General features: G+C 61.6%; 10 protein-coding genes. 6 read left to right on the top strand and 4 right to left on the bottom strand.

All coding sequences use genetic code 11. The annotated features are described in order from the left end of the window. Nucleotides 1–40 precede the first annotated feature (40 nt). The 4 genes from FJ423_RS06650 to hupB all read left to right on the top strand — a co-directional run bounded on the left by FJ423_RS06650 (nt 41) and on the right by hupB (nt 5,398). Nucleotides 41–676: an ATP-dependent Clp protease proteolytic subunit gene (locus FJ423_RS06650; RefSeq protein WP_095765152.1), complete on the top strand. Its 636-nt coding sequence runs from the start codon at nt 41–43 to the stop codon at nt 674–676. Nucleotides 677–967: 291 nt separating this feature from the next. Next, on the top strand, nt 968–2,242 hold the full coding sequence (clpX, locus tag FJ423_RS06645) for an ATP-dependent Clp protease ATP-binding subunit ClpX (protein ID WP_040981372.1): 1,275 nt from the start codon (nt 968–970) through the stop codon (nt 2,240–2,242). Nucleotides 2,243–2,517: 275 nt separating this feature from the next. Further along, entirely contained in the window at nt 2,518–4,929 is a 2,412-nt protein-coding gene (gene lon, locus FJ423_RS06640; RefSeq protein WP_140840248.1) for an endopeptidase La, read from the top strand. A 196-nt stretch (nt 4,930–5,125) separates the two neighbouring features. Next, the gene (gene hupB, locus FJ423_RS06635) at nt 5,126–5,398 is read left to right on the top strand and encodes a DNA-binding protein HupB (protein WP_027166452.1); all 273 of its coding nucleotides are present in this window, start codon (nt 5,126–5,128) and stop codon (nt 5,396–5,398) included. A 71-nt stretch (nt 5,399–5,469) separates the two neighbouring features. On the opposite strand, the gene FJ423_RS06630 is transcribed toward hupB, so the two are convergent. Beyond that, complete coding sequence (locus tag FJ423_RS06630) at nt 5,470–6,492, bottom strand: aldo/keto reductase (protein WP_140840246.1); 1,023 nt, start codon at nt 6,490–6,492, stop codon at nt 5,470–5,472. 171 nt (nt 6,493–6,663) lie between these two features. Here FJ423_RS06630 and hxlB point away from each other — a divergent pair, with 171 nt between their 5' ends. Together hxlB and FJ423_RS06620 are read left to right on the top strand one after the other, a co-directional pair. Beyond that, nucleotides 6,664–7,230, top strand: coding sequence for a 6-phospho-3-hexuloisomerase (hxlB, locus tag FJ423_RS06625; protein ID WP_140840244.1), 567 nt, complete (start codon nt 6,664–6,666; stop codon nt 7,228–7,230). A 4-nt stretch (nt 7,231–7,234) separates the two neighbouring features. Continuing rightward, nucleotides 7,235–7,978, top strand: a complete 744-nt coding sequence (locus FJ423_RS06620; RefSeq protein WP_140840242.1) for a creatininase family protein — start codon at nt 7,235–7,237, stop codon at nt 7,976–7,978. 45 nt (nt 7,979–8,023) lie between these two features. On the opposite strand, the gene FJ423_RS06615 is transcribed toward FJ423_RS06620, so the two are convergent. From FJ423_RS06615 to FJ423_RS06605, 3 genes are all read right to left on the bottom strand, one after another. After that, complete coding sequence (locus FJ423_RS06615; protein ID WP_095765156.1) at nt 8,024–8,941, bottom strand: carbohydrate ABC transporter permease; 918 nt, start codon at nt 8,939–8,941, stop codon at nt 8,024–8,026. An 8-nt stretch (nt 8,942–8,949) separates the two neighbouring features. Beyond that, entirely contained in the window at nt 8,950–10,065 is a 1,116-nt protein-coding gene (locus FJ423_RS06610; RefSeq protein WP_140840240.1) for a sugar ABC transporter permease, read from the bottom strand. 194 nt (nt 10,066–10,259) lie between these two features. Continuing rightward, complete coding sequence (locus FJ423_RS06605; RefSeq protein ID WP_095765158.1) at nt 10,260–11,924, bottom strand: sugar ABC transporter substrate-binding protein; 1,665 nt, start codon at nt 11,922–11,924, stop codon at nt 10,260–10,262. Between the last annotated feature and the right edge of the window lie 276 nt (nt 11,925–12,200).

Here is a 12,200-nt window from a genome sequence, read left to right as displayed (position 1 = left end):
ATATCAAGGTGCCGGAATCCATCTCCTACAAGGGTAGTCCATGAAGAACCCCGTTGAAACCTACATGAACCTCGTTCCGATGGTGGTCGAGCAGACCAACCGCGGCGAGCGTGCCTATGACATTTTCTCGCGCCTCTTGAAGGAACGCATCATCTTCATCACCGGGCCGGTCGAGGACGGGATGGCGACGCTGGTTTGTGCACAGCTTTTGTTTCTCGAGGCGGAGAATCCCAAGAAGGAAATCAACCTCTATATCAATTCGCCGGGTGGCGTCGTCACCTCGGGCATGGCGATCTACGACACTATGCAGTTCATCAAGCCGGCGGTGTCGACGCTCTGCATCGGCCAGGCTGCTTCGATGGGTTCGCTGCTTCTGACCGCCGGCCACAAGGACATGCGTTTTGCCACGCCGAACGCCCGCATCATGGTCCATCAGCCGTCCGGCGGCTTCCAGGGCCAAGCCTCGGACATCGAACGTCATGCGCAGGACATCATCAAGCTGAAGCGCCGCTTGAACGAGGTCTATGTCAAGCATACCGGCAAGAGCTATGACGAGATCGAGAAGACGCTCGACCGCGACCATTTCATGACCGCGGACGAGGCCAGGGACTTCGGCCTGATCGACAAGGTCATTTCCAGCCGCGAGGCGGTCGAGACAGCCACCGCTTCAGCCTGACCTCGACGGCAAATGGCAGCATAACGCGGTTTTGGCGGGTCTTGCGGCATTTCGGCCACATTTGGCTGTTCCCTCAGGCGTTGGGATTGCCTACGTTAAGGCTATGTTGATTTTCGACGGCTTAGCTTTGCGTGGGGTTGCTGCGAATCATTGCCGCGTTTTCTGATTTGTGTTTCGTACGGAATGCGCTGTGTGAGCCGGGACACTGGCGGTGGCGGATTCCCGCGATAGATTGGTGAAGACGTCACTCAAAGCCAGACGGTCGGCGGGCGTCGGTGAAAGGACAGAAAAATGAGCAAGGTCAGCAACGGCGGCGGTGATTCAAAGAACACCCTCTACTGCTCGTTTTGCGGCAAGAGCCAGCACGAGGTCCGCAAGCTGATCGCGGGGCCGACGGTCTTCATCTGCGACGAATGTGTCGAGCTGTGCATGGACATCATCCGCGAGGAGAACAAGACCTCGATGGTGAAGTCGCGCGAAGGCGTGCCGACACCGCAGGAAATCCTCAAGGTCCTCGACGACTACGTCATCGGCCAGCCCTATGCCAAGCGCGTGCTGTCGGTGGCGGTTCACAACCACTACAAGCGCCTGGCGCATGCCGGCAAGAACAACGACGTCGAGCTGGCCAAGTCCAATATCCTTCTGATCGGCCCGACCGGCTGCGGCAAGACGCTTCTCGCGCAGACGCTCGCCCGCATCATCGACGTGCCGTTCACCATGGCCGACGCCACGACGCTGACCGAGGCCGGCTATGTCGGCGAGGACGTCGAGAACATCATCCTGAAGCTGTTGCAGTCGGCCGACTACAATGTCGAGCGGGCGCAGCGCGGCATTGTCTATATCGACGAAATCGACAAGATCTCGCGCAAGTCGGATAATCCCTCGATCACCCGCGACGTGTCGGGCGAGGGCGTGCAGCAGGCGCTCCTGAAGATCATGGAGGGCACGGTCGCCTCCGTGCCGCCGCAGGGCGGCCGCAAGCATCCGCAGCAGGAATTCCTGCAGGTCGACACCGCCAACATCCTGTTCATCTGCGGCGGCGCCTTCGCGGGGCTGGACAAGATCATCTCGGATCGCGGCCGCAAGACCTCGATCGGCTTCGGCGCCACCGTGGCTTCGCCCGAGGATCGGCGCACCGGCGACCTGTTCCGCCAGGTCGAGCCGGAGGATCTCCTGAAATTCGGCCTGATCCCGGAATTCGTGGGTCGTCTGCCGGTCCTGGCGACGCTGGAAGACCTCGACGAGCCGGCGCTGATCCAGATCCTGACCGAACCGAAGAACGCGCTGGTCAAGCAATATCAGCGGCTGTTCGAGATGGAGAATGTCGACCTGACGTTCCACGAGAACGCGCTGTCGGCGATCGCCAAGCGCGCGATCGAGCGCAAGACAGGCGCGCGCGGCCTGCGCTCCATCATGGAAGCGATCCTGCTCGACACCATGTTCGAGCTGCCGGCGCTGGAAGGCGTGCGCGAGGTGGTGATTTCGGAAGAGGTGGTGTCCGGCAACGCCCGGCCGCTCTACATCTACTCCGAGCAGAAGGAAAAGAAGGGCAATGTCAGCGCCTGAAATGGCACTGCGCCCGACAATTTTCATGGAACGGCGCCCGCGTGGCGCCGTTTTGCTGTCAAGGGCGGGGAGGCGAGCAGTGGAAGGGCTCGAACGACCGTGTTAACCCTTGATCTTTGCCTCGGTTACATCCACCTAACAGCAGAAGGCCGAGGCGCCGAATTCTGTGCTGTAAAATTCCCGTCACAAACGGTGGTAGGCGGAACGACGCTCGGTCGTTAATATGAGATTCGCGGTTGGCTAAAATAAGCGGCCGCGACATGAAAGGTTGGACAATGGCCAAGATATCCAAGGCTTCCGGCGACGGCGTTTTCGCAGTCCTCCCACTGCGCGATATCGTCGTGTTCCCGCATATGATCGTTCCGCTCTTCGTGGGGCGTGAAAAGTCGATCAAGGCGCTGGAAGAGGTGATGGGTCAGGAAAAACAGATCCTGCTTGCCACCCAGATGAATGCAGCCGACGACGATCCTGAGCCCGGTGCGATTTTCGACATCGGCACGCTCGCCAATGTGCTGCAGCTTTTGAAGCTTCCCGACGGCACCGTGAAGGTGCTGGTCGAGGGCGCCTCGCGCGCCAAGATCGTCTCGTTCACCGACCGTGCCGATTTCCATGAGGCCCGCGCCACGGCGCTCGCCGAGCCGGAAGAGGAAGAGGTCGAAATCGAGGCGCTTGCCCGCTCGGTCGTCACCGACTTCGAGAATTACGTCAAGCTGAACAAGAAGATCTCGCCCGAAGTGGTGGGTGCCGCCAGCCAGATCGACGACTATTCCAAGCTCGCCGATACGGTTGCATCGCATCTCGCCATCAAGATCCCCGAGAAGCAGGAGATGCTCGCAACGCTTTCCGTCAAGGAGCGTCTGGAGAAGGCGATGGGCTTCATGGAAGCCGAAATCTCCGTGCTCCAGGTGGAAAAGCGCATCCGTTCGCGCGTCAAGCGCCAGATGGAGAAGACGCAGCGCGAGTACTACCTCAACGAGCAGATGAAGGCGATCCAGAAGGAGCTCGGCGAGGGCGAGGATGGCCGCGACGAGGCCGCCGAGATCGAGGCGCGCATCAAGAAGACCAAGCTCTCCAAGGAGGCCCGCGAAAAGGCGGAGGCCGAGTTGAAGAAGCTGCGCTCGATGTCGCCGATGTCCGCTGAATCGACGGTCGTGCGCAACTATCTCGATTGGCTCTTGTCGATCCCGTGGGGCAAGAACTCCAAGGTCAAGCAGGACCTCGCCTTTGCGCAGGACGTGCTCGATGCCGATCACTTCGGCCTCGACAAGGTCAAGGAACGCATCGTCGAGTATCTCGCCGTGCAGAGCCGCCAGAAGAAGCTGAAGGGGCCGATCCTGTGCCTCGTCGGCCCGCCCGGCGTCGGCAAGACCTCGCTCGGCAAGTCGATCGCCAAGGCCACCGGCCGCGAGTTCATCCGCATGGCGCTCGGCGGCGTGCGCGACGAGGCCGAGATCCGTGGCCACAGGCGGACCTATATCGGCTCGATGCCCGGCAAGGTCATCCAGTCGATGAAGAAGGCCAAGAAGTCCAACCCGCTCTTCCTGCTCGACGAGATCGACAAGATGGGCCAGGACTTCCGCGGCGATCCGTCCTCGGCCCTGTTGGAAGTGCTCGATCCGGAGCAGAACTCGACGTTCATGGATCATTACCTCGAGGTCGAATACGACCTGTCGAGCGTGATGTTCGTGACGACCGCGAACACGCTGAACATCCCTGCGCCCCTGATGGACCGCATGGAGATCATCCGTATCGCCGGTTACACCGAGGACGAGAAGATCGAGATCGCCAAGCGTCACCTGATGCCCAAGGTGATCCGCGACCATGCCCTGCAGCCGAACGAATTCTCGGTCGGCGAGGACGCGATCCGCGGCATCATCCAGACCTACACGCGGGAAGCCGGCGTGCGCAGCCTGGAGCGCGAGCTGATGAAGCTCGGCCGTAAGGCGGTGACCGAGATCCTGCGGACCAAGAAGAAGACGGTGAAGATCACGGCGGACAACCTCGCCGATTATCTCGGCGTGCCGCGCTTCCGCTTCGGCCAGATCGAGGCCGACGATCAGGTCGGCGTGGTCACGGGTCTTGCCTGGACGGAAGTCGGCGGCGAGCTGCTGACGGTCGAAGGCGTCATGATGCCCGGCAAGGGCCGCATGACGGTGACCGGCAATCTGCGCGACGTGATGAAGGAATCGATCTCGGCGGCGGCGTCCTACGTCCGCTCGCGCGCCATCGATTTCGGCGTCGAGCCGCCGCTGTTCGACAAGCGCGACATCCACGTGCATTTGCCGGAGGGTGCCACGCCGAAGGACGGTCCGTCCGCCGGTGCGGCCATGGCCACGGCCATCGTGTCGGTGCTGACGGGTATTCCGGTCCGCGCCGATGTGGCGATGACCGGCGAAATCACGCTGCGCGGCCGTATTCTGCCGATTGGCGGCCTGAAGGAGAAGCTGCTCGCGGCGCTGCGCGGCGGCATCAAGAAGGTGCTGATCCCGGAAGAGAACGTCAAGGATCTGGCGGAGATTCCGGACAATGTGAAGAACGGCATGGAGATCGTCCCGGTCTCGCGGGTCGGCGAGGTGCTCGCGCACGCGCTGGTCAGGATGCCGGAGCCGATCGAGTGGGTCGAACCGGTCAATGCGCCGGCTCCCGTCGACAGCGGCGACGATGCTGGAAAGTCGCTTGCTCATTAGCATTTGCTAATATTGCAGCGCACAAAGAGAGAGCCGGGCTTTCAAGCCCGGCTTTTTTCGTGTGAAAAGCCACGAAAAAGTGGAAAAAAGCCCGGAATTCCGCGGTTTTCGGCTTGGGTTCCGGAGCGCTTCTTTCTAAAGTCCGTCTCCTGCCGGATGAGTCGTAGTTCCGGTTTTCTCATGGAAGGGAATTTTTATGAACAAGAACGAACTGGTGTCCGCCGTCGCCGACTCCGCAAGCATTTCGAAGGCTGATGCGCAGTCCGCCGTCGATGCGGTGTTCTCCGTGATAACTGGCGAACTGAAGAAGGGCGGCGATGTCCGGCTTGTCGGCTTCGGAAATTTCACCGTGTCAAAACGCGCTGCTTCGACCGGCCGCAACCCGCAGACCGGCGCGGAAGTGAAGATTCCGGCGCGTACCGTGCCGAAGTTCTCGGCCGGCAAGGGCCTCAAGGACGCGGTCAACTAAGACCTTTTTCTTTTAAGAACAGAAAAGCCGGGCAAGCCCGGCTTTTCTTTTTATGGCTGTTCGCAGGCCATTCAGGCCGTTGGCGCGTCGGCGCGCATCAGGCCTTCCTGTTTCAAATCCGCCCACAGCGCCGCAGGTATCTTGGTGTCGAGCAGCGCGCGGTTGCTTTCGACTTCGGCCGGCCGCTGGCCGCCAGGGATCACCGACACCACCGAAGGATGCTGCAGCGGGAACTGCAGAGCCGCCTCGATCAGGCGCACATTGTGGCGCTTGCAGACGGTTTCGATGCGCGCCACGCGATCCAGGATCTCCTTCGGCGCCTCGCTGTAATTGTAGAAGGCTCCGGGCTTCGGGCCGGTCGCCAGCACGCCGGAATTGTAGGGGCCGCCCAGCACGATGCCGATGCCGCGCTTCTGGCAAAGCGGCAGGAAGGTGGCAAGCGCCTCCTGCTCGAGCAGCGTGTAGCGGCCGGCGAGCAGGAACAGGTCGAAATCGCCGCGTTCGGCGAGGGTCTGTGCCACCTGCCACTCGTTGATGCCGCCGCCGAAGGCCTTGATGACGCCCTGGTCGCGCAGCGAAAGCAGCCCGTAATAGCCGGATGACATGAACTCCTCGATGCGGGCATCGGAGGCTTCCTTGCTGCCATGGGTAAAGATGTCGACGTCGTGGACGAAGAGGATGTCGATACGGTCGACCCCGAGGCGCTCCAGCGAGGCCTCGAAGGAGCGCATGACGCCATCATAGGAGTAGTCGTAGACTTCCCGGCGCGACGGCGTCTCGAAGAACTTGCCAATGCCGGTGCGCTGGTCCGGCGGGGCGACGCGCATGATGCGCCCGACCTTGCTCGACAGCACATAGTCGTCGCGCTTCCTGCCGCGCAGAAACGGGTTGAGGCGGGTTTCCGACAGGCCGAGGCCGTAAAGAGGTGCCGTATCAAAGTAGCGGCAGCCGGTCGCCCATGCCGCCTCTAACGTGGCATTGGCGTCCTCGTCGGAGATGGCGCGATAGAGATTGCCGAGCGGCGCGGTGCCGAAGCCGAGTTCGGTGAAGGTGATGCCGCCATTGCCGATGCGGTCGAAGTGCCGTGTCTTCATGTCTGACGATGTCCCGGAGTGATTTGTCTGACATGACACTATCACGCTCGTGGCCCAGCAAAAGTGCCGAGGCTCGTTGGACAGCGATTTTCGCGATGGTAGCATGAACAAAAACAAGCCTTTCGCGGCGCGCACCGCAAATCGCGATATTGCGCAGAAGGGTGAGCCATCATGATCAAAGCCGGATCCAGCATGTTCGCGACCGCGCTGGACGAGCTTGGCGCAGTGCTGGCGCGCACGGATGAAGCTCGCATCGACGCCGCTTGCGAAATGCTTGCCGGCGCTGGCAGGATCGCCGTCTATGGCTGCGGCCGCGAGGCGCTGCAGGTCAAGGGCTTCGCCATGCGGCTCTACCATCTCGGCCTGCCGGTCTCGGTCGTCGGCGACATGACCACGCCGCCGTTGGGGCAAGGGGATGTGTTCCTGGCGAGCTCAGGTCCCGGCGAGACCACCACGGTGCTGACCTTGATGCGGGTTGCCCGCGAGGCCGGCGCGAAGGTGCTGCTCTTGACGGCAGAACCGGCAAGCAGCGCCGCCAAACTCGCCGACTTCACGCTCGTCATCCCGGCGCAGACGATGGCCAGCGACCAGGGCGAGGCAAGAAGCTCGGTGCTGCCGATGGGCTCGCTGTTCGAAGGCGCGCTGTTTCTTCTGTTCGAAATCATGGTGCTGAAGCTCCAGGCGCTGACCAATGCGACGCCGGAAGCGATGCGCGCCAGGCACACCAACATGGAGTAAGGAGATGCGCTACGAACTTATGCTGCCGCACCAGATCCGCAAGGCGATCGAGGAGAACTGGCCGATGGTGCTGCCGCTCGGCGTGCTCGAATATCACGGCGAGCACATGGCAGTCGGCATGGACACGCTGGCCGTCATCAAGACGGTGGAGCTGATCGAGAAGGAGAGGGACCTCGTCATCCTGCCACCCTTCTACTACGGCGCGGCAAGCTACGCGGTCGCGGCGCCGGAAGGCAGCGGCTCGGTGCAGGTCGGCGGCCCGGCGCTTTCGCCTTTCGCGGAGGAATTGTTCTACGGCCTGCTGCGTATCGGCTTCCGCAACATCCACGCCATCATCCATCACCAGACCGAGAATTTCGCGGCGGGCATGCCGACCGATCTCGCCTTCAAGACCGCCGGCCGGCAGGCGATCTTCCGCTTCCTGGAGAAGGAACGCGGCGAAGGCTGGTGGGGTTCGAACGCCATGGCCGATTACTATGCCGGCCATGCGCAGGGTGAGAATGTTTTCAATTGGGTCCAGGTGCACCCTCTGATGCCGGCCGCGATGAACGGCAAATATCCGTTCGACCATGCCGGCATCGGCGAAACCTCGCTGATGCTGGCGCTGTGCCCGGAGGCGGTGGATGAGAAGCATTTGGCCGACAACACCGGCTGGTACACGAAAAGTGCCGCGGAAGCCTCGGCGGGCCTCGGCAAGATCGGGGTTGCGATGATCCTCGACCATTTGCGGTCGATTCTGGTGCGATAGGCGCGGTTCTTCGTTCTCCCACAAGGGGAGAAGGAAAGGCGCCGCTTACTTCACCGAGCCGGCCGTCATGCCCATGATCAGATAGCGCTCGAGCGCGATGCCGATGATGGCCAGCGGCGTGATTGCGGCGGTGGCCAAGGCCGCCATCGACCACCAGTTGATGCCTTGCGAGCCGGTCTGGCTCGCCACCATAACTGGGATGGTCTTGGCATCGGTCGATGTCAGAAGGGCGGCGAAGAAATACTCGTTCCAGCACAGCACCATCGCCAGGATGAAGGCGGCGACCATGCCGGGCAGCGCGATCGGCATGACGATGCGGAAAAAGGCGCCCCAGATCGACAGCCCGTCGACAAGGGCTGCCTCCTCCAATTCAACGGGTATCGAGTTGAACTGGTCGCGCATGATCCAGATGACGATCGGTAGCACCATCAGCGTGTAGAGGAGCACGAGCCCGATGCGCGTATCAAGGAGGGCCACTTCGCGGTAGAGCACCAGGAAGGGGAGCGCCAGAACGACCGGCGGCAGGATCAACTGCGACAGGAAGAAGAAGGAGATGTCCTCGTTCTTGAACCAGGCGAACTTGTAGCGGTAGCGGACAAGGCCATAGGCGGCGAGGCTGCCGATGATGATGGCGAGGCTCGATGCGCCGACCGAGGTGATGACCGAGTTCATGAAGCGTTTGAGGAATTCGTCGCGCACGGTCGAGGTCTGGGAGATCGAATCCGGCGACAGGCCGAGCGAGCGCCAACCCTTCCAATCAGGCGTGAAGTCGACGAAGGGAATGAGATGACCTTGGGTGACGTCGACCGCCGATTTGAACGAGGTGGTGATCGTCCAATAGATCGGGAACAGGCAGACGAATGCCCAAAAGGCAAGCGCGCCATAGATGAAGACGCGGCTGGCGATGAAGGCCGCCGGCGAGCGGATTTCGGAAACGGTGTAGTCGGTGGTCTGGACGCTCATGATGCCGCTCAGTTGACGTTGCGCACGAAGCGACTGGCAAATTTCAGCAGCCAGGTCACGAACACGACGATGATGACCAGATAGGCCATGGCCAGCATGGTGCCGTAGCCGACATTCGAGCGGTCGCGGTATTCGCGATAGATGAAGCTCGACACGGAATCGGTGGCGCCGCCGGGGCCGCCTGAAGTCAGGGTGATGATGATGTCGGCAAGCTTCAGCTTGAAGATGATGCGCAGGATCACGGCTGTCACCGATACCGGCAGCATCAGCGGAAAGGTCACCTGCCAGAATGTCTGCCATGCGGTCGCGCCATCGACGCGGGCGGCTTCCAGCACCTCGCGCGACATCGCCTGCAGGCCGGCCAGCAGCATGATCATCATGAACGGGATGAAGGTCCAGGCGTCGAGCATCATGATCGAGATGCGGGCAGTGATCGGATCGGAGAAGAAGGCGGGATTGTTCCAGCCAAGATGACGCGCCAGCGTCGCCGCCGGTCCGAACCGGTATTCCATCAGCGACTTGCCGACCATCCAGGACACCGCGACCGGCGACAGCATCAGCGGCAGCAGGAAGACGACGCGGAAGAATTTGCGGGCGCGGATCTGCGCATTGAGCAGGAGCGCCAGGCCGAAGGCGATGACATATTCGACCAGCACCGCAAGCACATAGAGCACCATGTTGAGCAGCGCGTTGCGGTAATAGGGGTCGGCCAGCATCTGCCAGAAATTGTCGAGGCCGTTGAACCTGCGTCCGCTGAAAGAGCTGAGATTCCAGTCGGTCAGCGCGATGTAGAAGCCGAACAGCGTCGGGAAGATCACCATGGCGATGGTGAAGAGCAGGGCCGGCAAAAGGAACAGCGCGCGCTGCCCGTCCTCGCCGCGCGTCAGCACCTGCCAGGCGCCAAGCGCCGCGCCCCACAAGATGTAGGCGTAGACCACAGGGCGCCATGTGTCGAAACCGACCGTGGACATCTCGGTCTTGTAGAGGATCTGCACGACGATGATCGCCAGCAGGCCAAGGGTTGCAATGGCAAGCAGGCCCCAACCGAGGCGCTTGCGGCCTGCCGGGATCAGGTCGGCCGGATGTGCCGGCCACGCATTCACGGTCGAAGTCTGTTCAGCCACGCCTCTCGCCTTCTAGAGCGCTTCACCGTTTCACGGAAACGGCGAACCGCTCTATCTCTTTGTTTTACGCAATTCCGGACGGAAAACCGCTCACACTTTTCCTGGAATTGCTCAAACGCATCAAACCGGCCGAGCCGGTAAAAATGCGGCCCGGTGACGATGTGCCACCGGGCCGCGACGTCTCATAAGCCAGCCTACATGCCGAGCGAGGCTTTGTAGAGCTTGATCTGGTTCTCGCGGCCGATCTGGTCGGTCAGCTTTTCCCAGGCCGCGGCGATGGCGTCGGCGCCTTCCTGCGCCTTCATCTTGCCGGCAAAGGTGTTGGCCAGGATGTCCTCGGCGGCGGAGTAGTACTGGAAGATGCCGGGAATGCGCGGCTCGATCGCAGCGTTCGGATGGTTGTAGGAATCGCCTTCCGATTTCAGGTAGGAGGTGATGAAGGCCTCGTCATAGCCGGCGGCCACCCATTCGGGAACGTTGAAATGGGAGTTGCGGTAGGGCTGGAAGCCCGACGGATACATCGCCGTCCAGATCGACAGGTCCTTGCCGCCGAGATGGGCGGCGGCCGACCATGCGGCCTTCTTCTTCTTCTCGTCGGAATCGACGCGAGCCATGACATAGACGCCCCAGCCGAGATAGGCGCAGTTCGGCGCATAGTTCGGCCCGCTGGCGAGCTTTTCCCATTTGCCGGTCTTGGAATTGTAGACGTCGTCGGAGCCGGGCAGGATCGAGAAGCCGGTGACATCGCCGATGACCGACGAGTCATTGGTCTTCACATTCGAGCCGACGTCGCCCCACCAGGGGATCATCGAGCCGGTGCCGGCCAGGAACTGCTGGAAGGCAGTGGTGTTCGGATCGGCATTGATCTGGTCGGCGGGTTCGGACGGTAGGGCGTCGATGACGTCCTGGATGGCGCGCACCCAGGCCGGGTTGTTGATGCGCGGCTTCATCGTGTCGGCGTCGAACAGCCAGGCCTTGTCATCGGGATGCTTGGCGTAAGCGGTGGCGCGGCTGCCGAGGAAATAGAAGCCGAAGCCGCCCCAGGGCTTGGGCGCGTCCAGATAGCCATAGATGTCCTGGCCCTTGAACTGCTTGCCCTTGAGGAACTTGGTGACGGCCTGCACTTCCTGCCAGGTCTTCGGCACGCCCCATTCGGTCGTGGCGCCGCTTTCCTTCCAGGCTTTGGCGAGATCGGCATCCGCGAACACGTCGGTGCGGTAGTTGAAATTGTGCGCATCGCCGTCGATCGTCACGCGATACTGCTTGCCGTCCCAGGTGCCGACCGGCGGCTTCAGGTAGTTGACGAGGTCGTCGAAATCGATCTGCTTCTTGACCCAATCGGGCATCTCGGAGGTAAGGCCCTTGCCGCAGACGTCGCCTTCGAAAGGCGCGCCCATCTCGATGATGTCGAAGTCGACGGTCTTGGTTGCGATGGACTGCTGCAGACGGGCGTTGTAGTCGGCCTGAGCAAGGTCGATCCAGCTGATCTTGGCGCCCGTATAGGCCTCCCACGGCTTCAGGAAGCCGCGGAACAGCACGTTGTGGAGGTTCTGATTGTTGAGGCCCATGAAGGTGAGCTCGACACCGGCAAACTCGCCTTCCTTGACATTGGCCTTGGTCGCTTCGAGGCAGAGCTCGCCGACCTTCTGGAAGTCGGCGTCCGTCGGCTGGCCTTTGCCGACGCCCGGGATCTGCAGGATTTTCGCGCGCAGACTGTCGTCGGCGGCCGCAGGCTTCGTCAGTGCTCCGAGCCCGGCGCCGGAGGCGGCGGCGATTGCGGCCATGCTGGCCGCACCCTTCAGCACATCGCGGCGGCTGGCGCCGGCGCGCATCAGTTTTTCATACAGATCGACTCTCATCTACAGGTTCCTCCCAGAACAACAATGCTTGAATTGAAGTGCCAATCTCTCAGACGTCGAAACGCCTCTCGGTTCTCCTCGATCATACCGGACGTGGGACCCCACCCTGCGTCGCCGGATCTCCGATTTCAGGATAACAGGCCTGCTCTCGGATTGGCACTCGCCACTATTCGCGTAATCGATTACCTTGTCAACAAGATTGGCTTTTTATCTATAAGATACCGACTTGCCGTTGCCGTTCGCAATGGCTAGCTTCACCGCAAACGATAAAGGGGA

Source organism: Mesorhizobium sp. B2-8-9 (assembly GCF_006439475.1).
In the GTDB taxonomy this organism is placed as follows: Bacteria; Pseudomonadota; Alphaproteobacteria; order Rhizobiales; family Rhizobiaceae; genus Mesorhizobium.
The sequence above is the reverse complement of the archived record's forward strand: the minus strand, read 5'-3'. Positions and strand labels throughout refer to the sequence as shown.

Coding starts and splice junctions, on each gene's coding strand:
- FJ423_RS06650 (WP_095765152.1), top strand. CDS start 41: ATGAAGAACCCCGTTGAAACCTACATGAACCTCGTTCCGATGGTGGTC.
- clpX (WP_040981372.1), top strand. CDS start 968: ATGAGCAAGGTCAGCAACGGCGGCGGTGATTCAAAGAACACCCTCTAC.
- lon (WP_140840248.1), top strand. CDS start 2,518: ATGGCCAAGATATCCAAGGCTTCCGGCGACGGCGTTTTCGCAGTCCTC.
- hupB (WP_027166452.1), top strand. CDS start 5,126: ATGAACAAGAACGAACTGGTGTCCGCCGTCGCCGACTCCGCAAGCATT.
- FJ423_RS06630 (WP_140840246.1), bottom strand. CDS start 6,492: ATGAAGACACGGCACTTCGACCGCATCGGCAATGGCGGCATCACCTTC.
- hxlB (WP_140840244.1), top strand. CDS start 6,664: ATGATCAAAGCCGGATCCAGCATGTTCGCGACCGCGCTGGACGAGCTT.
- FJ423_RS06620 (WP_140840242.1), top strand. CDS start 7,235: ATGCGCTACGAACTTATGCTGCCGCACCAGATCCGCAAGGCGATCGAG.
- FJ423_RS06615 (WP_095765156.1), bottom strand. CDS start 8,941: ATGAGCGTCCAGACCACCGACTACACCGTTTCCGAAATCCGCTCGCCG.
- FJ423_RS06605 (WP_095765158.1), bottom strand. CDS start 11,924: ATGAGAGTCGATCTGTATGAAAAACTGATGCGCGCCGGCGCCAGCCGC.